The sequence below is a fragment of the Flavobacterium enshiense genome (genome assembly GCF_040750275.1).
In the GTDB taxonomy this organism is placed as follows: domain Bacteria; phylum Bacteroidota; class Bacteroidia; order Flavobacteriales; family Flavobacteriaceae; genus Flavobacterium; species Flavobacterium enshiense_B.
Window position 1 is genome coordinate 134,413 of the sequence record NZ_JBDOCV010000001.1, and the last position, 25,303, is coordinate 159,715.

A 25,303-nucleotide genomic window follows, 5' to 3' on the forward strand; every position below is an offset into this window, starting at 1 on the left:
TTTATATTTTCAAATAAAAATACTATGTCAGCAGTAGGACACGATTTAAGTCACGATCACGGACACGACCACGAACATCACCACAAAGATACTTTCATCACAAAGTATATCTTTAGTATTGATCATAAAATGATTGCTAAGCAATACCTTATAACCGGTTTAATCATGGGGATTATCGGGGTTATGATGTCATTGTTGTTCCGTATGCAGATTGCATGGCCGGAGGAATCTTTTGGAATCTTTAAATTCCTTTTAGGTGAGAAATTTGCACCGGGAGGGGTAATGCGTAATGATATTTACCTTGCACTAGTTACCATTCACGGTACTATCATGGTGTTCTTCGTATTGACAGCAGGTTTGAGCGGTACATTCAGTAACCTTTTAATTCCGTTGCAAATTGGAGCACGTGATATGGCTTCCGGATTTATGAACATGATTTCATACTGGTTGTTTTTCGTTTCAACAATTGTTATGCTTTGTTCGTTATTTGTAGAGCAAGGACCTGCTTCTGCAGGTTGGACCATCTACCCGCCGTTATCGGCTTTGCCTCAGGCAATTCCTGGTTCTGGTACAGGTATGACATTGTGGTTGGTATCGATGGCGATCTTCATTGCTTCTTCTTTGATGGGATCGTTGAACTATGTAGTAACTGTAATCAACCTTAGAACAAAAGGGATGTCTATGACAAGATTGCCGTTAACAGTTTGGGCTTTCTTTATCACTGCAGTTATCGGTATTGTTTCGTTCCCGGTATTATTATCGGCAGCATTGTTGTTAATTTTCGACAGAAGTTTTGGAACTTCCTTCTTCTTGTCTGATATCTATATTTCTGGTGAAGTTTTACATTATCAAGGAGGTTCTCCGGTATTGTTTGAGCACTTGTTCTGGTTCTTAGGTCACCCTGAGGTATATATCGTATTACTACCAGCATTGGGTATTACTTCAGAGATTATTGCAACCAATTCACGTAAACCTATCTTCGGTTACCGTGCGATGATTGCTTCAATTTTGGCGATTGCCTTTTTATCAACAATAGTTTGGGGTCACCACATGTTCATCTCAGGTATGAACCCATTCTTAGGATCAGTATTTACATTTACAACGTTATTGATTGCGATCCCTTCAGCGGTAAAAGCCTTCAACTACATTACAACACTTTGGAAAGGTAATCTTCAGATGAACCCAGCAATGTTGTTCTCTATCGGATTAGTATCTACGTTTATTACTGGTGGTTTGACAGGTATTATCCTTGGAGACTCTACTTTGGACATCAACGTTCACGATACTTATTTCGTAGTAGCACACTTCCACTTGGTAATGGGTATTTCTGCACTTTACGGTTTCTTTGCTGGAGTGTACCACTGGTTCCCTAAAATGTTCGGAAGAATGATGAATAAAAACTTAGGGTATATTCACTTCTGGATTACAGCTGTATGTGCTTATGGAGTATTCTTCCCAATGCACTTTATCGGTATGGCCGGATTACCAAGACGTTACTATACCAACACAAACTTCCCATTGTTTGACGATTTAGCAGATGTTAACGTATTAATTACTGTGTTTGCTTTGATTGGTGCTGCTTTCCAATTAGTATTTATCTGGAATTTCTTCTATAGTATTTTCTACGGTAAAAAAGCGGTACAAAACCCTTGGAGATCTAACACATTAGAGTGGACAACGCCAGTTGAGCACATGCACGGAAACTGGCCAGGTGAAATTCCTCACGTGCACCGTTGGGCTTATGATTACAGTAAGCCGGGTCACGATGATGATTTCGTACCACAAACTGTTCCTTATAAAGAAGGAGAAGAACAACTTCATCACTAAGATTAAATTATAGTTCATTTATAAAGAAGCCTTTCCGTTTGGAAAGGCTTCTTTATTTTGTATGCTGGAAGTTTTCTAGGAACAATGAAGTATTAAAAGTTCCTTTTTTCATATGCATTGAATAGTTGGATACCGTTTACAGTAATGGAAAGGCTTTTTAGACCAGATAAGATTGTTTTGAATGCTTGTTTCCGGAATTTTATTGGATGGAATTAAAAAGGGAGGTCATTAAGACCTCCCATAAATTTTTGATTTACTATCACCCTACACTTTTTTAGCTAGATAGAATCCGAAAAAGAACACGTTTGTAGTGCCTCTTATTCAGATATAATACTAAATCAAAAACTGTATTGTAAATGTACAGCTTTTTTAAAAGCTAAACAACTGCTAATTAATATTTTGTAAATATTATTTGCGTTGTGTCATATAGTATACCGGAATTCCTGTCAGCATTATCAGTACACCCCATCCGCAAGTTGAAAATTTAGTAATCAATAAGGAAATGCTTATAGCTGAAGCGATTACGATATATGCAAACGGTAAAAATGGATATCCGAAAGCTTTGTATGGTCGTTCCGCATCGGGTTGCTTTTTTCGTAAGATGAAAATACCGTAAATGGTCAGGATGTAGAATATCAACACGATAATAACCACAAAATCCAGTAAATCGCCATACTTTCCGGTTAAGCATAAAGCCGAGGCCCAAACACATTGTGCCCAAAGCGCCCAAGCAGGTACACTGAATTCATTTAATTCGGCCGCTTTTTTAAAGAATAAGCCATCTTTAGCCATGGTGTAGTATACACGAGCACCAGCCATGATTAAACCGTTATTACAGGCAAAAGTGGAGATCATGATCATAATTGCGATAATTAGAGTACCGATATTGCCAAAAATATAATTGGCGGCTACAACAGCTACACGATCCGATTTCGCAAAAGCAATCTCTTCCAAAGGAACTACGGCCACATACATCACATTCGCTAATACATAAATAATCGTTACTATAAAAGTTCCTAAAAATAAACTTAGGCCTACGTTGCGCTCTGGTTTTTTAATTTCGCCAGCGATAAAAGTAACCCCATTCCAGGCATCACTCGAAAACAAAGAGCCAACCATGGCTGCCGAAATTCCAGTAATCAAAGCGGTACCGGATATTGGTAACCAGGCTCCGGCTTCAGCATTGTAGGATTTTGTAGCCCAGATGTCTGTCCAGTTGGCGTTCCAAATCTCGGCTTTTGCACCCAAGGTTAATCCGAAAATAATTAATCCAACTAAGGAAGCAATCTTGATAATTGTCAATACCGTTTGCAGTACTTTTCCGTTTTTAACCCCGCGGCTGTTGATGTAGGTTAATAGAATAATGGTGGCGATGGAAACCAATTGCGCTGCATTCAGTTTAAATGCGCCAAATTCATACAGTATGTTTTCATCGCTAACAGCCGGAACCAAGTAAGCTGCAAATTTTGAAAAGGCAACCCCAACCGCTGCAATTGTACCGGTTTGGATTACCCCGAAGAAACTCCAGCCGTATAAAAAAGCAATCAATTTGTTATACGCTTCTTTCAGATAAACATATTGTCCGCCGGCTTTTGGGAACATCGCGCTTAGTTCGCCATAACTCACGGCTGCTATAATGGTGATGATACCTGATAAGAGCCATATGATTAAAAGCCAGGCTGTCGAACCTACCTGTCGGGCGATGTCGGCACTCACAATAAAAATACCGGATCCGATCATAGAGCCTACCACGAGCATGGTGCCGTCCAGCAATCCCAGTTCCCGTTTTAAATGTTGATTTTCGTCTTGCATAAATTCTTTGGTTAGTTTGCGTTAAAGATATAAAAACATCGAAATTCAGAGTGTTTTTTTTCGTAACTTTCCTAAAGCAAAATTCTTACGATTATGGAAAACGAGAAAGAATATACCAATGGGGAAATCACCGTGGTTTGGAAACAGCACTTGTGTGTGCATTCCGGGAATTGCGTTCGTGGGCTGCCTAGTGTTTTTCGTCCGAAAGTACAACCATGGATTGAAGTCCGTGGCGCCAGTTCCGACGAAATTATGGAACAAGTAAAAAAATGCCCATCCGGTGCGTTGTCGTTTTATTATAATAAAGATAAAAATGCATAGTCTTCAGAATACCATTTTAAAACTTAACGAAGAAAAAAGGCGTTTCGAATTGGAAGTTGAAGACAGTGTTGCTTACGTTGAGTTCATCAAAAACAATGATGGAATTGTTTTTCTTACACATACGGAAGTACCGGCCGAGCTTGAGGGAAAAGGTGTGGGTTCTGAAATGGTTTCCCGAACCTTGAATTGGATTAAAGAACATGGTTTTACTCTCGCGCCGTTGTGTCCGTTTGTGGCGGCCTATTTGAAAAGACATCCAGAATGGACGGAAATTTTGGCGCCCGGCTTTCATGTTTAAACATTTCAGCAGAAACTGAATACGGATTACTGCCAACTGAACACTTCTTTCTATCTTTGTCCAATGAATGAAAATCTGAATCCCAACAAAGAGCGCTTTACTCCGCAGGAAGTCGATATCGAAAAAGCCTTACGACCGTTAAGTTTTGATGACTTTACCGGCCAGGATCAGGTGTTGGAAAACCTGAAAGTTTTCGTTGAAGCAGCCAATATGCGCGGCGATGCTCTGGATCACACCTTGTTCCATGGACCGCCGGGATTGGGAAAAACCACTTTGGCGAATATTTTAGCGAATGAATTGGGTGTAGGCATCAAAATCACTTCCGGTCCTGTTTTGGATAAACCCGGTGATTTAGCAGGATTGCTTACCAATCTTGACGAGCGTGACGTGTTGTTCATCGACGAGATTCACCGTCTGAGTCCGATTGTGGAAGAATACCTTTATTCCGCGATGGAAGATTTTAAGATTGACATCATGATTGAAAGTGGTCCCAATGCGCGTACCGTACAAATTAATCTGAACCCGTTTACTTTAGTAGGAGCGACCACGCGTTCGGGACTTTTAACTGCGCCGATGCGTGCCCGTTTCGGCATTCAAAGTAGATTACAATATTACAACACCGAATTGTTAACAACCATTGTTCAGCGAAGTTCTTCTATTTTAAATATGCCGATTTCCATGGAAGCGGCAATTGAAATTGCAGGCCGTAGTAGGGGAACGCCGCGTATTGCCAATGCATTGTTGCGTCGTGTTCGCGATTTTGCGCAAATCAAAGGCAACGGGAAAATTGATATTGAAATTTCGAAATTTGCTTTAAAAGCACTTCATGTCGATGCTCACGGCCTGGACGAAATGGATAACAAAATCCTGACCACCATCATTGATAAATTCAAAGGAGGGCCGGTAGGTTTGACGACTTTGGCCACTGCTGTTTCCGAAAGTGGCGAAACCATCGAAGAAGTGTACGAACCGTTTTTAATTCAGGAAGGTTTCATTATTCGAACACCAAGAGGAAGAGAAGCTACCGAGAAAGCTTATAAACATTTAGGGAAAATCCGAACCAATATACAGGGCGGGCTTTTTTAGGGCATTCCTGCCTCCATGCTTACGGCGGGTCGGGCTTTCGCACTCGCTTTTTTAGCTGCGCGGGGCTCCGCTAAAAAGAGCTCAGACAGCTCTATCCCTAATGCAACCATGAATACAACTACATCAAAATATGCCACCATGATAAAATCCGAAGCCCAGCGCCTCGGGTTTTTGTCTTGCGGGATTTCCAAGGCCGGTTTTTTGGAAGATGAAGCCCCGCGTTTAGAGCGTTGGCTTAAAAACAACATGCAGGGTGAAATGCACTACATGGAAAATCATTTCGACAAACGATTGGATCCAACGTTGTTAGTGGACGATGCCAAAAGTGTCATTTCTCTGTTGCTCAATTATTACCCTTCTGAAGTTCAAAATCAGGAAAGCTATAAAATCTCCAAATACGCCTACGGGCAGGATTATCATTTCGTTATCAAAGACAAACTCAAAGATTTGCTGCGTTTCATCCAAACCGAAATCGGTGAAGTGTCTGGTCGCGCTTTTGTGGATTCCGCACCCGTTCTGGATAAAGCCTGGGCAGCCAAAAGTGGGTTGGGCTGGATTGGAAAAAATGGCAATCTGCTTTCCAAACAGGTAGGTTCTTTTTTTTTCATCGCCGAATTAATTGTCGATTTGGATTTGGAATGCGACACCATTACCACCGACCACTGCGGAAAATGTACTGCCTGTGTTGATGCCTGTCCCACCGAAGCCATTGTAGCGCCGTATGTGGTAGATGGCAGCAAATGCATTTCTTATTTCACCATCGAACTGAAAGATAATCTTCCAATGGAAATGAAAGGCAAATTCGACGACTGGATGTTCGGCTGTGATGTCTGTCAGGATGTCTGTCCTTGGAATCGTTTTTCCAAACCGCATAACGAACCGCTTTTCAATCCAAATGCGGAATTGCTTTCTTTTTCCAAAAAAGACTGGGAAGAAATTACGGAGGAAACCTTTCGGAAAGTCTTTAAAAATTCAGCGGTAAAACGTACCAAGCCGGAAGGTTTGAAAAGAAATATCAATTTTCTGAAAGAATAAAGAGGTTAAAAGATGATTGAATTAAAAAACTTTAAAGTAGTTTTGGGCGGTTTTAAAATAATATAAAAATAATAGGGGAATATGGCATCTGGATTTTTTGCAATACTAGACGACATCGCAGCATTAATGGACGATGTTGCTATGACAAGCAAATTAGCAACTAAAAAAACAGCTGGAATTTTAGGGGACGACTTGGCAGTAAATGCCGAAAAAGCAACCGGTTTTTTGTCTTCAAGAGAGATTCCGGTACTTTGGGCCATTACCAAAGGGTCTTTTGTTAATAAACTCATTATTCTGCCGGTTGTTTTTCTGTTGAATTGGTTGTATCCGCCTGCTATAAAAATGGCTTTAGTTGTTGGAGGTTTTTACCTGGCGTATGAAGGTGTAGAGAAAATCATCGAGTATTTTTTTCATCATGCCAAAAATGCAGCGCAAGTTGTTGCGGAAAGTAAACTTGACGAAAATGAAGAACATTCCGAAAAGGCAAAAGTGAAATCGGCTATTAAAACCGATTTTATTTTATCGCTTGAAATTGTAATTATTGCATTAGGAACAGCTATGGAAAAGCAACACGAATTGGTTACGCAAATTTTAAGTGTGACTTTTGTGGCAATCATTGCTACTATTGGCGTTTACGGAATCGTTGCTTTAATTGTAAGAATGGATGATGCCGGTTTTTATCTGATGAAAAAATCAGATAATAAAGGTTTTTTATCCTCTTTAGGCGGAATACTGATTAAAGCTTTGCCGTTTGTTATTAAAACTCTTGCTGTTTTGGGGACCATTGCACTTATTTTGGTTTCCGGAGGTATTTTTCTTCACAATATTTCGTTTTTACATCATTTAATACCGCATGCTATTCCTTCTGTGTTGGCTGAATTTGCTGTTGGAATCGTTTTCGGACTAGCGACAGTTTTGCTAATGGCGGTTTTTAAGAAACTAAAAGGTAATCTAAAAAAATAGTGTAAATATTTTCAAATCTTCTTTAATTGATTTTGCTGTTAAATTAAACAGTGTAGTGCGAGGTTTTTTTTAGGAGTTTTTTTTCAAAAGAATGTCAAAATAATTTCTCATTTTATCTGCATACGCTTATATTTGTGAGTTAGTAAACAAACAAACCATGCATAAAGACAGTAAAAGAAGAGAAGCCTTATTATATCATGCCAAACCCACACCGGGTAAAATACAGGTGGTTCCCACTAAAAAATATGCAACACAGCGAGATTTAGCTTTAGCTTATTCTCCGGGAGTTGCTGAACCTTGTTTAGAAATTGAAAAAGACGTTAACAACGTTTATAAATATACTGCAAAAGGAAATTTAGTAGCTGTAATTTCTAATGGAACAGCTGTTTTAGGTTTAGGGGATATTGGTCCCGAAGCCTCAAAGCCCGTAATGGAAGGAAAAGGGCTTTTGTTCAAAATCTTCGCCGACATCGATGTGTTTGATATCGAAGTAGATACCAAAGACGTGGAGAAATTTATCGAAACGGTAAAAAATATTGCCCCAACTTTCGGAGGGATTAATTTAGAAGACATCAAAGCACCGGAATCATTCGAAATCGAGCGCCGTTTGGTGGAAGAGCTGAACATTCCTGTAATGCACGACGATCAGCACGGAACGGCGATCATTTCCGCAGCCGCTTTATTGAATGCAGTAGAATTGGCCGGAAAGAAAATGGAAGAGGTGAAAGTGGTGGTGTCTGGAGCAGGTTCAGCAGCTATTGCTTGTGCTAACTTATATGTTTCTTTCGGAGTAAAAGCGGAGAATATCGTAATGTTCAACAGTAAAGGAGCCTTACGCAAAGACGATCCAAACATTTCGGAAATGCAGCGCAAGTATGCCACCGATAGAAAAATTGATTCGTTAGGTGATGCGATGAAAGGCGTTGATGTGTTCATCGGATTATCCTCTGGCGATATCGTTACCCCGGATATGTTGTTGGGAATGAATGATAACCCGATTGTTTTCGCCATGGCCAATCCAAGACCGGAAATTAATTACGATTTGGCGATTGCTACCCGTAAAGATATCATTATGGCCACTGGGCGTTCCGATCATCCTAATCAGGTAAATAATGTTTTAGGTTTCCCGTTTATTTTCCGCGGTGCACTTGATGTCCGCGCAACGAAAATTAACGAGGAAATGAAGAAAGCTGCGGTTGTGGCTTTGGCAGAATTAGCTAAAGCGTCGGTTCCGGAACAGGTAAACATCGCTTACGGTGAAACCAAATTAGCTTTCGGACGCGATTATATTATTCCTAAACCTTTCGATCCGCGTTTAATTGCTGAAGTGCCGCCAGCCGTAGCAAAAGCCGCTATGGATTCTGGAGTGGCAACAGCGCCAATCACCGATTGGGACAAATATCGCGATGAATTGTTGGAACGTATGGGGTCTGACAATAAAATGGTTCGTTTGTTAATCAACCGTGCGAAAACCGATCCGAAAAAAGTGATTTTTGCGGAAGCCGATCATTTGGATGTGTTGAAAGCTGCACAAATTGTAAAAGAAGAAGGTATTGGAGAGCCCATCCTTTTAGGAAATAAAGAAACAATTTTAGAGTTAAAAGAGGAAATTGGTTTTGATGAAGACGTAACGATCATCGACCCGAAAACCAAAGACGAAGAAGAGCGAAGAAACCGCTTCGCCAACGCCTATTGGGAATCCAGAAGAAGAAGAGGAACATCGCTTTTAGATGCTCAGAAATGGATGCGGGAACGCAATTATTTTGCCGCCATGATGGTTAATGAAGGAGAAGCCGATGCTTTGGTAACCGGATATTCCAGAAGTTATCCGACGGTGGTAAAACCAATGTTGGAATTAATACCGAAGCAACAAGGCGTAACCCGTATTGCTACGACCAACATGATGATGACCAAACGCGGCCCGATTTTTTTAGCGGATACCGCCATTAACCCGAATCCTTCTGCGGAAGATTTGGCGCGAATCGCTTTAATGACGGCTAAAACCGTTCGTATGTTTGGTATGGAACCGGTAATCGCGATGGTTTCGTTTTCAAACTTTGGTTCTTCATCCGATGAAAGTGCTGTAAAAATTAGAAAAGCGGTAGATATTTTGCATGAAAACCATCCGGATTTAGTCGTAGACGGTGAAATTCAAACCGATTTTGCCCTGAATCAGGAAATGTTGGCGAGCAAATTCCCATTCTCCAAAATTGCCAACAAAAAAGTAAATACCTTGGTTTTTCCTAATCTTGATGCTGCAAATATTACCTACAAAATGCTGAAAGAATTGAATAAAGTGATGTCGATCGGTCCTATTATGCTTGGCTTGGATAAACCGGTTCATATATTTCAGTTAGGTGCCAGTGTGGAAGAAATGGTTAACATGGCCGCTGTGGCTGTTGTAGACGCCCAGGAAAAAGAGAAACGTTTAAAACAGAGTTTGAACAAATAAAAATTGAATCTTTTATCGGATAATTATGGACTTCATCTGTTCTGATTATCACGGTAAAAGATTTTTCTTATTTTTGATAGACGAATTAAAAAGTATGATTGCACATATACAGGGTAAATTGGTGGAAAAAACACCTACAGAAGTTGTCATTGACTGCAACGGAGTAGGGTATCAGATCAATATTTCATTGCACACCTTTTCTTTGCTTCCGGATGCTGAAAATTTAAAATTGTTTACTTTTCTTCAGATTAAAGAAGATGCACATACACTTTTTGGTTTCGTGGAAAAAGCCGAACGGGAGCTTTTTAAATTGTTATTGTCGGTTTCCGGAGTGGGAGCCAGCACGGCAAGAACCATGTTGTCTTCCATAGCGCCGCAAGGCATTATTCAGGCGATTGCTTCGGGTGATGTCGGAACGATTCAGTCCATTAAAGGTATTGGGGCAAAAACTGCACAGCGGATCATTTTAGATTTGAAAGACAAAGTGCTTAAAATATACAATTTAGAAGAAGTTTCTGTCGCACAATACAATACCGGAAAAGATGAAGCGTTATCTGCCTTGGAAGTCTTAGGATTTGCGAGAAAATCGGCTGAAAAAGTGGTCGATAAAATTGTCAAAGAAGATCCGAATGCTTCAGTGGAAACGATTATTAAACAAGCTTTAAAAAACTTATAGTCCTTGAAAACGCGAAACTTCAATACTTCCACCTTTTCTTTTAAACAGCTGCTGGCTGTTTTGTTACTGCTTTTAGGTATGACCGCACAGGCTCAGGTAGATGAGGAAGTCCAAGATTCGGTGAAAACCGGTTCTTCTTTAGGGCATCTCGAACTGGACAATCCGAAAAGCATTGTGGAAGCCTATACCTATGACCCCAATTCCAACCGCTATATTTATACCAAAACTTTTGACGGTTTTAATATCAATTACCCAATTATTTTAACGCCTGCCGAATACGAAGAATTGGTTTTAAGAGAGTCGATGCGTGAATATTTTCAGCAGAAATTAAGTGCTATTGACGGGAAGAAAGAAGGGAGTGAAGAGGCGAAAAAGGATTTATTACCAAGATATTATATCAATTCCAGTTTTTTTGAAAGCATCTTCGGAAGCAATACCATCGACGTCAAACCGCAAGGTTCCGTAGAGATGGATTTAGGGATCCGATTTACGAAACAGGACAACCCTTCCTTTTCTCCGCGAAACCGTAAAACGTTTACTTTCGATTTCGATCAGCGCATTAGCATGAGTCTGCAGGGAAAAGTGGGAACCCGATTAATGGTAAATGCCAATTATGACACCCAATCCACTTTTGCTTTTCAGAACCTAATTAAGTTGGAATATACACCAACGGAAGACGATATCATTCAAAAAATTGAAGTGGGGAATGTGAGTTTTCCATTGAACAGTTCCCTTATACGAGGGGCACAGAGTTTGTTCGGTGCCAAAATGCAACTTCAGTTTGGTAAAACGACAGTAACCGGGGTTTTCTCAGAGCAGAAATCGCAAACCCGTACCGTAACCGCACAAGGTGGCGGAACTTTGCAGGACTTTGAAATGTTTGCGTTGGATTACGATACCGATCGTCACTATTTCCTTTCACAGTATTTCCGGAATAAGTATAACGATGCATTAAAAACGTATCCGATAATTAACAGCCGGGTGCAGATTACACGCATCGAGGTTTGGATTACCAACAGACAAAACCGCATCAATACTACCGATAATAACCTCAGAAATATTATTGCCCTTCAGGATATCGGAGAATCGCAACTAATGGATGAAGACGGTGCCAACATAACGCCTTTAGCAGTTGGTGTGGATGATCAGGGAATACCTGGATTTTATGGTACGCCGCCTACTCCGGTTAATTCCCCTTCCAATAATAGCAACAACCTTTTTGATCCAGGTATGATTACATCCGGAGGTGGTTTGTTGAATTCCAATATTAGAGATGTGGCAACGGCATCAAACGGTTTTAATCCTGGTGTTTCCATGACTGAAGGCCGTGATTATGCCAAGTTGGAAAATGCTCGTAAATTATCACAAAGTGAGTTTACCTATCATCCCCAATTGGGATATATTTCCTTAAACCAGCGTTTGGCTAATGATGAAGTGTTAGCCGTTTCTTATCAGTACACGGTTGGAGACCAGGTGTATCAGGTAGGGGAATTTGGAACCGATGGTGTAGATGCAACACAGGTTAGTGGTGGTATACCGACGACTCAGAGTTTGATTTTGAAAATGCTGAAGAGTAACCTGAACAGTGTCAACGAGCCAACCTGGAATTTAATGATGAAAAATATCTATCAGATTCCCGGAGGTTTTCAATTGACTCAGGAAGATTTTCGATTTAATATTCTATACACGGATCCATCGCCTTTAAATTATATTACGCCTTTTAAAGATGCAGGTGGAAATATTCCGACACAATTACCGGCAGATGTAGCCGAAACTCCTTTGTTGAAGGTTTTAAATGTTGACAAACTGAATTATACAAATGACCCACAGGAGGGAGGAGACGGTTTCTTTGACTTTCTTCCGGGGTTAACAGTAGATCCTCAAAACGGAAGGATTATTTTCACTACGGTGGAGCCTTTCGGGAAGCATTTGTATAAAAAGTTGGAAGATTCTTCAAGTCCTAATGGAAACTATTACGGAGATCCTAACAGTTTAACGGATTATAACGAGAATCAGAAGAAATATGTATTCCGAAGCCTGTATCAAAAATCTCAGGCTCAGGCTCTTCAGGAAAGTGATAAAAATAAGTTTCAGTTAAAAGGACGATTCAAATCCACTGGAGGTGATGGGATTTCCATTGGCGCATTTAACGTGCCGCAAGGATCTGTTGTGGTGACTGCCGGGGGAAGAGTTTTATTGGAAGGCGTTGATTATACTGTGGATTATCAGCGAGGCCGTGTTCAGATTCTCGATCCTTCTTTGCAAGCTTCTAATACTCCAATTGAAGTTTCGTTAGAAAATAATTCCGTTTTCGGACAACAGACCAGAAGGTTCTTTGGGGTTAATGTGGAACATAAATTCAATGATAAGTTTCAGGTTGGCGGTACGTTATTAAGAATGTCGGAGCGACCGTTCACTCAAAAAACAAATTACGGTCAGGAGTCGGTTAATAATACTATTTTCGGGGTAAACGGAAACTTTTCAACTGAAGTGCCATTGTTTACAAGGTTAGTGAATAAATTGCCGAATATTGATACAGATGTTCCTTCAAGTTTATCCTTTAGAGGGGAGTTAGCTTACCTGATGCCGGGGGCTTCCAAAAACGATAATTTTAATGGGGAGGCTACCGTTTATATTGATGATTTTGAAGGTTCTCAAACGACTATTGATATGCGTTCACCGCAATCCTGGTTCCTGTCGAGTACTCCTTTAGAAGGTAGTTTTGATGGTGTTCCGGACGATGTGACCACACCGCCATCAGACGACTTGACTATAGGTTATAAAAGGGCGAAACTTTCCTGGTATACTGTAGATCCGGTTTTTTATGTGGATTCACAGCGACCATCGGGAATTTCGGAGCAGGATTTACGTTCGAACAGAGTCAGAAGAATTTACAGCGATGAATTATACCCGCTTACGGATATTGCTCAAGGTCAGACAACCGTAGTCAGTACTTTAGATTTGACGTATTATCCGCAAGAACGAGGGCCGTATAATTTTGACTTTGGTTCGATAGATCCGAGTACTAATTTATTTACTGCCGGGCAGCCTCAAGATCGTTGGGGAGGGATTATGCGTGCTATTAATTCCACGAATTTTGAGCAGGCTAATGTGGAGTACGTGCAGTTTTGGTTGATGGATCCTTTTTACGGACAAAATCCGGAAGATACCACACCGCTTACCAACTCCGGTACATTAACGGTTAACCTTGGGGAAATTTCCGAAGATATTTTGAACGATGGCCGTAAATTGTATGAAAACGGACTGCCTGAATCAGGATCCGCAATGCAAACGTATGTTTCCAATTGGGGAAAAATACCCTATTCACAATCCTTAATTTATGCCTTCGATTCCAGCGATGCCAATCGAGCCGTGCAGGATTTAGGCTATAATGGACTTACGGATGCTGAAGAAGCCGTTAAGTTTCCACAGTTTGGAGGCAATCCTGACCCGGCTGCCGATAACTATCAGTATTATTTGAATGCCGGAGGAAATGTAATTGAGCGATACAGAAATTACAACGGAGTGCAAGGGAATTCGCCTGTGTCGTTATCCGATAATAACAGGGGATCCACTACTTTGCCGGATGTGGAAGATATCAACAGGGATAATACAATGAATACCATCAATGCTTATTATAAGTTTGATATCCCGATTTCACCAAACCCAGTAGTTGGCGTTAATTATGTGGCGGATGTTAGGGAGAATAACAACGTACCTGTGCCGGGAGGCTCAACAAAAGTGAGATGGGTATTGTATAAAATCCCAATTATGGAATTAGCCAGTAATCCGGCTAACGTTATAGGGTCTATCAGTGATTTCCGTTCCATTCGTTTTATGAGAATGTATCTTTCCGGTTTCCAGGAAGAAGTAACGTTGCGATTTGGTTCTTTGGATCTGGTGCGAGGAGAATGGCGAAGATATTTGGCTTCTTTTGACAGTTTGACGGATACTGATCCAACGGATCCTAATACCGGATTTGATGTAACAACCCTTAATGTTCAGGAAAATAATCAGCGTACCCCGATTCCGTATGTAATGCCTCCGGGCGTGCAGCGTGAACAGTTAAATAATAACAATTCGATTATTAATCAGAATGAACAATCGTTGTCATTACGTGTTTACAGTAAAGGTGCTGCCGGTGATGGATTAGAAGAAAAAGATTCGAGGGCAGTATTTAAAAATGTAAGTGTGGACATGCGTCAGTTCAAGAAATTGAAAATGTTTTTACATGCTGAGGCGGTAGCTGCAGGAGATCTTTCAGATGATCAAATGGTGGCTTTTTTACGTTTCGGAAATGATTTTACCGAAAACTTCTATCAGATAGAAATTCCGCTTAAAGTGACACAGTTCGGGCAAACCAGTCCGGAACTGATCTGGCCTTCTGAGAATGAAATTAACCTGCCACTGGAATTGCTTACCAAGCTTAAAGTTTTAGCCATTCAAAATAATCTTCCTCCAGATGCTTATCTGGAAGATGGTGTTAGTTTTATTAAGGAGAACTTTTTAGGATCGGCAGCGGATCGATTGACCATTGGTATTAAAGGTAATCCAAACTTTGGACTTGTAAGAACGATAATGGTCGGATTAAAGAATAAGACCAATGATGCCATTCGTGGGGAAGTATGGTTCAACGAGCTTCGTATGGCCGATATGGATAATAAAGGAGGCTGGGCAGCCGTGGCGAACATGGATACCAATTTTGCCGATTTTGCAAACTTCTCGGCTACTAGTAAGAAATCGACAATTGGTTTTGGAGGTTTGGAGGAAGGTCCTAATGAGCGAAGCCGTGAAGATGTTTTTCAGTACAATTTTGTTTCCAATTTTAATCTTGGAAAACTATTACCGAAAAAATGGGGTATTGTTTTGCCTTTCAATTATGGTGTAGGGGAAGAAACGATTACGCCTAAATACGATCCGTTTTATCAGGATATCGAATTAGACCAAATTCTTGATGTAACGGAGAATGAGGCCGAAAAGAAAAATGCCAAAAATAGAGCTATCGATTATACCAAACGTACCAGTATTAACTTTATCGGAGTTAAGAAAGAAAGAGCTCCGGAGCAGAAACAACGTTTTTATGACCCGGAAAATATAACACTTTCGTATTCGTATAATGAAACGGAGCATCACGATTTCCAGATTGAAAATTTAAGAGATCAACAGGTAAGAACTTCTGCGGATTATGCACACACGTTTAAGCCGAAGTCCATTGAGCCTTTTAAAAACAACAAATTCTTTAAGAAAAGCAGCTACTGGAAAATGCTTAGCGATTTTAATGTCAATTATATGCCGAACAACATTTCGTTTTCGTCAAATATTTTAAGACAGTTTAATAAGCAGCAGTTCAGACAGGTTGAAGTGGAAGGAATTGGTTTGGATCCGTTGTACAGAAGAAATTACTTCTTTAATTATCAGTATGGATTTAATTTTAACCTAACCAAAGCGTTGAAATTTAACTATTCGGTAAATACAAATAATATTGTTCGCAATTATCTGGATGAGCAAAACAAACCAATCGATGAATTAGGGGTTTGGGATGATTACTTCAATTTGGGGGAACCTAATTTGCATACCCAGCAATTAGTGGTGAATTATGATTTGCCAATCAACAAAATTCCGGCGTTGGCTTTTGTGAAGTCAACCTATTCTTATACGAGTGATTACAGTTGGCAACGTGCTTCAGATGCTTTTTCAAATATCGACTACGAAGGAACGAATTTTGATTTAGGAAATACCATTCAAAATGCCGGTTCGCATAAGCTGAATACGACACTTAGTATGGATGCCCTTTATAAATATGTTGGGTTGACCGGACGAACAAAAAAACAGCCAAAAGCTGCTCCAAAACCGGCCGCTCCAAAACCGGGACAGCGTTTGCAGCAGGCCGAAAACCAACAGGCAAGTGAAAGAAGCTTGTTTGTGGAACGCATGATCGGTATAGTGACCAGTTTAAAAACACTACAGGTTAATTATACACAAAATGAAGGTACGGTTTTACCGGGATATTTGCCTAGTGTAGGGTTTTTAGGAACTTCACGCCCAACAGTAGGATTTGTGTTGGGAAGTCAGGCTGATGTGCGTTATGAAGCCGCCCGAAACGGTTGGTTGACCTACTATCCGGAGTTTAACCAAAGCTTTACTCAGGTTAAGAATAAGATGCTTAACATGACAGGGCAGATGGAACTTTTTCCGGATTTTAAGATTGATTTAAGTGCCGATCGTACCATGAGTCAGAATTTCTCGGAGCAGTATGATGTTTCTTCAGACGGAAGTTATAACCCGCGTTCGCCTTACGATTTTGGAAACTTTGCCATGACAACGGTTCTTATTAAAACGGCCTTTAAGCAGAGTGATGAAAATATTTCGGAAGTATTTAATGAATTCCGTGAGAACAGGCTGAAAATAGCAAATCGTTTGGCAACAGAACATTACGGAACGTCCAATTATCCTGTAAATAATGATGTAACCAGTCCGAATTATGGTTATCCGGTTGGCTATGGGAAAAACAGTCAACAGGTTTTATTGCCGGCTTTCTATGCGGCTTATACCGGAGGGGATGTGGATAAAGTTAAGACAAGCCCTTTCCGTGATATACCGATTCCAAACTGGAATATCAAGTATACCGGGTTAATGCGTTATAAATTCTTTAAAGATACGTTCAAGCGTTTTTCCATTCAGCACGGTTACAGGGCTTCGTACACTATTAACTCTTTCCGTTCTAATTTTGAGTATCAGGAAGGTGTGGATAATCCGGATTCTGGAGGGAATTTCCAGCCAAAAACCATTGTGTCCAATGTGAATCTTGTAGAACAATTCAATCCGTTAGTGCGTTTGGATTTTGAAATGAAAAACTCCTTTAAGATTTTAGCGGAAATGAAAAAAGACCGTGCCCTTTCCATGAGTTTTGATAACAACCTTCTAACAGAGGTAAAAGGCAATGAATATATTGTCGGACTTGGCTACCGTGTTAAAGATGTAACTATTAATTCAAGCTTGGCTCCGGATAATACAGGTGTTATTAAGAGTGATATCAATCTTAAGGCAGATTTGTCTTTCAGAAAAAATAAAACCATTATTCGTTATTTGGATTACGAAAACAACCAGTTGGGAGGCGGTCAGAATTTATGGTCCATTAAATTTACGGCGGACTATTCTTTCAGTAAAAACCTAACGGCTATATTCTATTATGATCATTCTTTTTCCAAAGCTGTTATATCGACAACTTATCCGATTACCAATATCCGTTCCGGATTTACCCTGCGATATAACTTTGGAAATTAATACAGAATCCTTTTCGTAGTTAAAACGAATAAATTACATTTGTGCAATAAATTTAAACACAATGAACATACCAGCTAATTTAAAGTACACGAAAGACCACGAGTGGGTTAGCCTAGAAGGCGATATTGCAACAGTAGGAATTACTGATTTTGCTCAGAAAGAACTAGGAGACATTGTTTATGTTGAAGTAGAAACCTTAGACCAGACTTTGTCACAGGATGAAGTTTTTGGAACGGTTGAAGCTGTTAAAACTGTGTCAGATTTGTTCTTGCCGCTTTCTGGTGAAATTATTGAATTTAATGAAGAGCTTGAAACAACACCTGAGGCTGTGAATACAGATGCTTATGGGAAAGGCTGGATGATTAAAGTTAAAATTTCCGACGCTTCAGAAATCGACGGTTTGTTGTCTGCTGAGGCATACAAAGAATTGATTGGAGCCTAAGAAAAAATTTTACCTTGCTTTTTTCTGGTCAGCGGGAATTGCTTTTGCCTGTCTAGTCAGTTCAAATAATATTCCAAGTGTAAGCATACTGGGGAAAGATAAAATCGTTCACGGCTTGTTTTATTTTGTGTTTTCGATTTTGTGGTTTCAGTATCTCGAAAAAAGATTCACAAGCTGGAGTTTTGTTCTGAAACTTATTGTTGTTCTAATGGCGGCGTTGTTATACGGTTGTATGATTGAATTGCTGCAGGAAATTTTTACAATAACCCGAAAGGCTGAAGTTTTAGATGTTTTAGCAAATATGACAGGAAGTATAACTGCTGTTTTTGTTATGATTATTATGAAAGCTTTCGGTAAGAAATCAGATTCGCTACAATAAAAAACGAATAAATGTCCCACCTATGTGGGATTTTTTTATTTTTATCATATGGATATCAGACAATTTTTAGACTCTACCTATTTGAAGACTCCTGCGCAGGCTGGATTAACAAAGGCTGAAAATGCAACTGTTGTACAGGGTTTTGTTCAGGAAGCTATTGATGAAGCATTCAAGTTAATCATGATTCGGCCCGATATGGTTAAAATGGCGAAAGAGATGATAACTGCGCAACGTTCAAAAGTCACGATTGGGACAGTAATCGATTTTCCGAAGGGAAACGGAACATTGGAAGCCAAACTTAAGGAGGCTGAAAAAGCAATAGCGGATGGGGCAGACGATTTGGATTTCGTTATCGATTACGAAGCTTTCCAGCGTGGGGAAACCGATTTGGTAAAAAAACAGGTTTTGGAAGCAACCAAATTAGGATTATCTCATCATAAAATTGTAAAATGGATTGTCGAGGTGGCCGCTTTAAACGATCATCAGATTGTACAGCTTTCCGCTTTGATAAAAAATGTCGTTGTGTCTAATTTTAAGGAAGACCAATATAGTAGTGTTTTTGTGAAATCGTCCACAGGATTTTATCCTACTGAAGAAGGAAAGCCGAACGGTGCTACAGTTGCGTCTGTTATGCTTATGCTGGAGAATTCGTGTCCGTTATCGGTCAAAGCGGCAGGAGGTGTCAGAACGTATGAGGAGGCATTAAAAATGATAACTTTGGGAGTAAAGCGTATAGGGACATCTTCCGCAAAAGCGATAGTTAGCGGAGAAGCAGCTAAGAATGACTATTAATCAGTATTTAATTTGATGAATATTTTTTTTAAAATAATTGTTGCGGTTCTTTTTTTTCAGAGCGTAAACGCACAAACCAATAAAGAACAATTACCGGTATTTCCGGAATGTCAATCCGTTGGATTGCAGCAGGAGGCCTGTTTTTACAACACATTGCAGCAATTTATTTATACCAATTACAAAGTGCCGCAAGTTGTTTCGGAGAAAAATTACAAAGGAACGGTTATTGCGCTTTTTGAGGTTGATACTTTAGGGACATTTAAAGTTTTATACACCGATGCCGCTTATCCGGAATTGGTAGAAGAAACGAAAAGAGTTTTTACGCAGTTGCCTAAAGTAACGCCTGCTAACTATGCAGGTAAGGCAACTTATGCGAAGTATTCCGTTAAAATTGCCATTCCGTTGGTACAGCCGGCACCTTTTCAATCGCAGGAAGAAGCGCAAAATAAGCCAATGCTTGTAACTAAAAAAGGTACCATCAATCCCGATGCGGAAATCAACGAGTATGATAAAATCGTCTATAAGAAATTTGACAACCCGCAGTTTAAAAGTGCGCTGAATATTCCTTTTTCGCATAACAATTACGGTCAATTTGACGCGGCGATGAACATAGTGGGAGCCAACAATCACACGGTTTCCAAACCCTATTCTTATGCGGAAGTGGCTAAGTATTACGATTTGAAAGCAGATTATGAGAAGAAACAAAGAAAAGTAACTTCCTGGTTCGGACGAAAAATCTGGAATGAAAACACGGTTGCCATTCAGGGGGAGCAGTACTGGTTTACCATGAACCCGATTTTCGATTTCCGTATGGGGAAAGACTTCGAGAGTAAAAAAGTTAGCAGTACTTTTGTGAATACAAGAGGATTGCAGATTCAGGGCGCTTTGGGGAAAGAATTGTTTTTTACCACTGCTATTTATGAAAGCCAAGGTCGTTTCGCGGATTATTATACCAATTACGCTGGGTCAATTAAACCATCGGGTGGAAATCCTGCGATTGTTCCAGGTATCGGAATTGCTAAAGATTTTAAAACGGATGGTTACGATTTTCCTTCAGCCGATGCAAATATTTCCTATGTGCCGAACGCAATGATTAATCTTAATTTAGGGTATGGCCGAAACTTTTTGGGAGATGGGTATCGTTCTTTGTTAACCGGAGATGCGGCAAGTCCATATCCGTATTTTAAAATCAATACGACGTTCTGGAAGATAAAATACACCAATACCTATATGTGGCTGAAGGATGTGCGTCCGGAAGTAACTGTTGATGGTACCTATGCTACGAAATACATGGCCAATCATTATTTGAGCTGGAACGCTGGAAAACGTTGGAATATTGGTTTTTTTGAATCGGTAATCTGGACCAATACGAACGATCGTGGTTTCGATTTGAATTTTGTTAATCCGATTATTTTTTACAGAACCGTAGAATTTGCTTCTTCTTCCCGAAGTGGAAATGCAGCTTTAGGTATGACTACAAAGTACAAGTGGAACAGTAAAGTGAACGTATTCGGACAGTTGTTGATAGATGAGTTTTCGTTGGGCGATATGAAAGGCGGCGACGGAAGTTGGAAGAATAAATTGGCCTATCAGTTAGGAGCAAAATATTACGATGCTTTTAATGTGAAAAACCTGATGCTGCAAATGGAGTATAACCATGTTCGTCCTTATGTGTACTCGCACAGTAGGGCGATTACGAATTATGCACATAACAATCAGAGTATGGGGCATTTATGGGGTGCGAATTTCCGAGAAATGGTAGCTATTGGGCGCTATTATAAAAACAGATGGTTTGCGGAAGCAAAACTGGTTTATGGTGTTAAAGGATTCGATTTTGAGAAATCGGCTGATCCGGTTAATAACCCAATTCTTAATTCCAACTACGGAGGTGATATTTATCGGGAGTATGATGTGCCTGGTGAACGTTATGCAGATACTGGGGTGAAAGTTGGGCAAGGTAACAAAACCAATATTTTGATAGCCGATTTGCAGGCAGGTTATACCGTGAATCCAACGATGAACCTAAAGCTTTTCGGAAACCTGATCTACAGAAATTTTGATCCGACTAAAGAGGTGGTTATAAACGACTACAATATTGCAAAATCGAGTACGCTTTGGTTTTCCATCGGATTACGTTCCGATTTGTTTAACTGGTATTACGATTTTTAATGATTTCTACTATAATTCAGAGGTTATAAAAACAAAAGGCAGGCGTAAAGTTTGCCTTTTTTGTTAAAACTTCATTTGAGTCTTTATTTTAGGTGCCGGCTTTTGATATAATCTGTTTTTTGAAGTATATTTGCCGGCGATTGAAGCAATTAAATGAAAACCACTTTGAATACTTCCGAGAAACCTTTTGCAATTACCAATCTTCTTGTTGATTTTAAGGAAATCACTAAGGCGGGATTGGCAATTAGTGTGGTTTTTTCGTCGATAGTCGGGTATCTTTTGGGTTTTTCCGATGAGCACCCGTTTCATTGGGGAACATTTATTTTGTTAGGAGTTGGAGGATACTGTATGGTTGGGGCTTCCAATGTGTTCAATCAGATTATTGAAAAAGATCTGGATGCCTTAATGGACCGGACTAAAAACCGACCACTTCCTTCTGGTCGTATTTCGAAACAAAATGCCTTTATTTTAGGGGTTGTTTTAACAGTGGTAGGGTTAGCGATTTTGTACACTATCAATCCGAAAACAGCCATGTTTGGGGCAATTTCCATCTTTCTTTATACTAGTGTTTACACGCCTTTGAAGACCATCACGCCGCTTTCGGTGTTTGTTGGGGCTTTTCCGGGCGCAATCCCTTTTATGTTAGGATGGGTGGCTGCTACTAATACTTTTGGAATAGAAGCGGGAACGTTGTTTTTGATTCAGTTTTTCTGGCAATTTCCACATTTTTGGGCCATCGGATGGTTTTTGTATAAAGATTATGAAAAGGCCGGGTTTTTTATGTTGCCGACAGGAAAACAAGATAAGAAAACGGCGCTGCAAACCATTTTGTATACTGTGTGGTTGATCATTGCCTCGTTGATTCCGGTGCTTGGTTTTACCGGAGCTTTGAAACTGAGTTATATTGCTGCCGGAGTTGTATTGCTATTAGGTTTGTGGATGTTATATTTTGCTGTGAAGCTTTATAAGGAAATGGATGAAAAAGCAGCAAAAAAACTCATGCTGGTGAGTGTGTCTTATATTTCACTGCTTCAGGTGGTTTATGTTGTTGATAAATTTTTACAGTAATTATGGAAATGTCAATTCAGGAAGAAAAAGAAAGAAGAGCAAGGTCGTATAAAATGCTGTTGTGGTTTGCCATGATCAGTATTGTAATGGTCTTTGCCGGATTAACAAGTGCGTATGTAATCAGTAAGTCAAGACCGGACTGGTTGAGCGACTTTACTTTGCCAAGTGCTTTTGCAATCAGTACGGTGCTTATGGTTTTAAGTAGTGTTACGTTTCATTTGGCAAAAAAAGCAATTCAAAAGGATAATCGACAAGGGACATCACTTTTTTTAGGAACAACATTGTTGTTAGGTTTGGCTTTTGTCTTCTTTCAGTTCAAAGGATTTGGACAGGTGATTGAGGCCGGCTATTTTTTTACCGGAAGTGAGAGCACTATTACGACTTCATTTTTGTATGTGGTGGTGATGGTGCATTTAGCGCACCTTTTTGGGGGTTTAATCTCCCTTTTGGTGATAATTTATAATCATTTTAAACAAAAGTACAATTCGGCTCAAACCCTTGGTATTGAGCTTGGTGCGATGTTTTGGCACTTTCTTGATTTTCTTTGGTTGTACTTGTTTTTATTTTTCTGTTTCTACAAATAGAAAAAAAATGTAAATTTGGGAACTTTTTAACAAATAACTTTACAATGGGAGCGACAGTTACTACAGCTACTAACGGAAAAACTTGGGACGGCGGTAATGAGCCGATGGGAGCAAGTTACGGCAAAATGATGATGTGGTTTTTCATCGTGTCAGATGCTTTAACATTCTCTGGTTTTATTGCGGCTTATGGTTTTTCAAGATTTAAATTTATTGAAACTTGGCCAATTGCCGACGAAGTGTTTACACACTTTCCATTCTTACACGGGGTAGATGCGCCGATGTATTATGTGGCCTTAATGACGTTTATATTAATCTTCTCTTCTGTAACAATGGTTTTGGCTGTTGATGCAGGGCATAAATTGCAAAAGCAGAAAGTTGCGGTCTATATGGCATTGACTATTTTGGGTGGTTTAATTTTCGTAGGTTCTCAGGCTTGGGAATGGAAAAACTTCATCCAAGGATCCCACGGGGCTATTGAAACTAAAGGTGGTTCTATGCTTCAGTTTGTAAACAGGCAAGGGGAAAGAGTTGCTATTGCTGATTTTGCAAAGCATCTGCCTAAAGACAGAGAACAATTGGACAGAAAAGACGGAGTTTGGTATATGAGCGAGCCAACCGTTTCTACGTATTCTGTAGAAGAGGTTGTGGAAGGTTTTAAAGCTAATCCGGATATCTTGGTAAGAACTGAGTTCATTACAAAAGATAAAAAGAAAACGGTTCTTTCCAGAGAACAATCTTTAGATCGTTTGAAAGATGCGAAATTGGTTGTGGAAGGTGCTAATATGTACCGTAATGAGTACGGGCACAAATTGTTTGCAAATTTCTTCTTCTTTATTACTGGTTTCCACGGTTTCCACGTATTCTCCGGAGTTATCATCAATATCATAATTTTCCTTAATGTAATTGTTGGTACTTACGAAAAGAGAAGAAGTTATGAAATGGTTGAAAAAGTTGGATTGTACTGGCACTTCGTAGATTTAGTATGGGTGTTCGTATTTACCTTCTTCTATTTAGTATAATTTACACAAAAGATTTTTTATCATGGGACATTCACACGAATCTAATACAAAGAGAATTTGGGGCGTATTTGCTTTCTTATCCTTGGTTACAATTGTAGAGGTATGGTTAGGTATTGAAAAACCTCATTCTCTATACATGACAAATCTTTTGTCAATGAGTTTGTTAAACTGGATTTTCATCATCCTTACGATAGTAAAAGCATACTATATTATGTGGGCTTTCATGCACTTAGAAGGTGAGAAAAGCAATTTAAGATGGTCTATTGTAGGGCCGTTGGTATTTTTGATTCTTTATTTAGTATTCATATTGTTGGTAGAAGCTGATTATGTATATGAGGTTTTCAATACATCTTTCTACAAATGGATATTTTAAGTCGATATTAACGAATAAAAAAGGTACGCTTTGCGTACCTTTTTTTATTTTTGTACCGGAAAAAAAACTGCAATGAAAAAATATATTGTTCTAACGATTCTCTTTGCGCTGCCGATTTGTGCGTATCTTTTTTTTGCGTCAGGAGTAAATAACTTTGCCAAACTTCCAACAGTTACGCAAAATGTTCCAGAACTGCCTCAGGTTACATCGTTAAGTGGAGAAAAAGTGTTGCTTGGGGAAAAGATTACCATTCTTGGGTTTCCGGGAAAAGAATTGAAAAAAGAAAAAGGGAATCTGTTCAATCTTCAGCAAAAAATTTACAATAAAAATCGGGGATTTGAAGATTTTCAAGTCGTGATGATACTTCCGAAAGGATTGGAAGCAGATGCGAAAGAAGTATTGGAAGAACTTAATCCGCTTTCCGATATGTCCCGTTGGCATTTTGTTTTTGCAGAGCCGCAAGCCATTTCTGAATTTTATGTTAAGTTAAACCTTGTGGGGCAATTGAATGCTAATTTGGCTACTTCCAATGTGTTTATTATCGACAAAGATCGTAACCTGAGAGGAAGGAAAGGTAAAAATAAAAAAGGTGAAGTAGAGTATAAGGAGGGGTATAATACCATATCAGCAGCCGATCTGCATAACGAAATGGCGGATGATGTGAAAATCATTCTGGCGGAATACCGTTTGGCCTTGAAAAAGAACAAAAGAAAAATTTAATGT

General features: G+C 39.6%; 19 protein-coding genes. 18 read left to right on the forward strand and 1 reads right to left on the reverse strand.

The annotated features are described in order from the left end of the window. Positions 1-24 precede the first annotated feature (24 nt). Positions 25-1,827, forward strand: a complete 1,803-nt coding sequence (locus ABGT15_RS00675) for a cytochrome c oxidase subunit I (RefSeq protein ID WP_367229494.1) — start codon at positions 25-27, stop codon at positions 1,825-1,827. 408 nt (positions 1,828-2,235) lie between these two features. Here ABGT15_RS00675 and ABGT15_RS00680 read toward each other — a convergent pair whose 3' ends face one another. Next, positions 2,236-3,639 (reverse strand): APC family permease, encoded by a 1,404-nt coding sequence (locus tag ABGT15_RS00680; protein WP_367229495.1) that lies wholly within the window; start codon positions 3,637-3,639, stop codon positions 2,236-2,238. A gap of 93 nt (positions 3,640-3,732) precedes the next feature. Here ABGT15_RS00680 and ABGT15_RS00685 point away from each other — a divergent pair, with 93 nt between their 5' ends. The 17 genes from ABGT15_RS00685 to ABGT15_RS00765 all read left to right on the forward strand — a co-directional run bounded on the left by ABGT15_RS00685 (position 3,733) and on the right by ABGT15_RS00765 (position 25,300). Then, positions 3,733-3,960 (forward strand): (4Fe-4S)-binding protein, encoded by a 228-nt coding sequence (locus ABGT15_RS00685; RefSeq protein WP_367229496.1) that lies wholly within the window; start codon positions 3,733-3,735, stop codon positions 3,958-3,960. Then, positions 3,953-4,258 carry a GNAT family N-acetyltransferase gene (locus ABGT15_RS00690; RefSeq protein WP_367229497.1) on the forward strand — a complete coding sequence of 102 codons (306 nt, stop codon included), beginning with the start codon at positions 3,953-3,955 and terminating at the stop codon, positions 4,256-4,258. The genes ABGT15_RS00685 and ABGT15_RS00690 overlap by 8 nt, the downstream gene beginning before the upstream one ends. A gap of 63 nt (positions 4,259-4,321) precedes the next feature. Continuing rightward, a complete protein-coding gene (ruvB, locus tag ABGT15_RS00695) occupies positions 4,322-5,344 on the forward strand; it encodes a Holliday junction branch migration DNA helicase RuvB (RefSeq protein ID WP_367229498.1) in 1,023 nt (340 codons plus the stop codon). A gap of 108 nt (positions 5,345-5,452) precedes the next feature. Next, positions 5,453-6,379 carry a tRNA epoxyqueuosine(34) reductase QueG gene (gene queG, locus ABGT15_RS00700; RefSeq protein ID WP_367229499.1) on the forward strand — a complete coding sequence of 309 codons (927 nt, stop codon included), beginning with the start codon at positions 5,453-5,455 and terminating at the stop codon, positions 6,377-6,379. Between the two features lie 81 nt (positions 6,380-6,460). Next, on the forward strand, positions 6,461-7,342 hold the full coding sequence (locus ABGT15_RS00705) for a DUF808 domain-containing protein (RefSeq protein WP_367229500.1): 882 nt from the start codon (positions 6,461-6,463) through the stop codon (positions 7,340-7,342). 157 nt (positions 7,343-7,499) lie between these two features. Continuing rightward, on the forward strand, positions 7,500-9,794 hold the full coding sequence (locus tag ABGT15_RS00710; RefSeq protein ID WP_367229501.1) for an NADP-dependent malic enzyme: 2,295 nt from the start codon (positions 7,500-7,502) through the stop codon (positions 9,792-9,794). A 94-nt stretch (positions 9,795-9,888) separates the two neighbouring features. Then, positions 9,889-10,470, forward strand: a complete 582-nt coding sequence (ruvA, locus tag ABGT15_RS00715; protein ID WP_367229502.1) for a Holliday junction branch migration protein RuvA — start codon at positions 9,889-9,891, stop codon at positions 10,468-10,470. Between the two features lie 78 nt (positions 10,471-10,548). Then, a complete protein-coding gene (gene sprA / locus ABGT15_RS00720; protein WP_367229868.1) occupies positions 10,549-17,754 on the forward strand; it encodes a cell surface protein SprA in 7,206 nt (2,401 codons plus the stop codon). A 61-nt stretch (positions 17,755-17,815) separates the two neighbouring features. Continuing rightward, positions 17,816-18,196, forward strand: a complete 381-nt coding sequence (gene gcvH / locus ABGT15_RS00725; RefSeq protein WP_367229503.1) for a glycine cleavage system protein GcvH — start codon at positions 17,816-17,818, stop codon at positions 18,194-18,196. After that, the gene (locus tag ABGT15_RS00730) at positions 18,186-18,575 is read left to right on the forward strand and encodes a VanZ family protein (RefSeq protein ID WP_367229504.1); all 390 of its coding nucleotides are present in this window, start codon (positions 18,186-18,188) and stop codon (positions 18,573-18,575) included. The genes gcvH and ABGT15_RS00730 overlap by 11 nt, the downstream gene beginning before the upstream one ends. 48 nt (positions 18,576-18,623) lie before the next feature. Then, positions 18,624-19,367, forward strand: a complete 744-nt coding sequence (gene deoC, locus ABGT15_RS00735) for a deoxyribose-phosphate aldolase (protein ID WP_367229505.1) — start codon at positions 18,624-18,626, stop codon at positions 19,365-19,367. Between the two features lie 15 nt (positions 19,368-19,382). Further along, complete coding sequence (locus ABGT15_RS00740) at positions 19,383-21,536, forward strand: gliding motility protein RemB (protein ID WP_367229506.1); 2,154 nt, start codon at positions 19,383-19,385, stop codon at positions 21,534-21,536. 153 nt (positions 21,537-21,689) lie between these two features. Beyond that, entirely contained in the window at positions 21,690-22,604 is a 915-nt protein-coding gene (gene cyoE / locus ABGT15_RS00745) for a heme o synthase (RefSeq protein ID WP_437125345.1), read from the forward strand. A gap of 2 nt (positions 22,605-22,606) precedes the next feature. Beyond that, positions 22,607-23,188, forward strand: a complete 582-nt coding sequence (locus tag ABGT15_RS00750) for a cytochrome c oxidase subunit 3 (protein ID WP_367229507.1) — start codon at positions 22,607-22,609, stop codon at positions 23,186-23,188. A 44-nt stretch (positions 23,189-23,232) separates the two neighbouring features. Then, positions 23,233-24,207: a cytochrome c oxidase subunit 3 gene (locus tag ABGT15_RS00755; RefSeq protein WP_367229508.1), complete on the forward strand. Its 975-nt coding sequence runs from the start codon at positions 23,233-23,235 to the stop codon at positions 24,205-24,207. A 22-nt stretch (positions 24,208-24,229) separates the two neighbouring features. After that, entirely contained in the window at positions 24,230-24,580 is a 351-nt protein-coding gene (locus ABGT15_RS00760) for a cytochrome C oxidase subunit IV family protein (protein WP_367229509.1), read from the forward strand. A 72-nt stretch (positions 24,581-24,652) separates the two neighbouring features. Further along, positions 24,653-25,300, forward strand: coding sequence for a hypothetical protein (locus ABGT15_RS00765; RefSeq protein ID WP_367229510.1), 648 nt, complete (start codon positions 24,653-24,655; stop codon positions 25,298-25,300). Positions 25,301-25,303 lie beyond the last annotated feature (3 nt).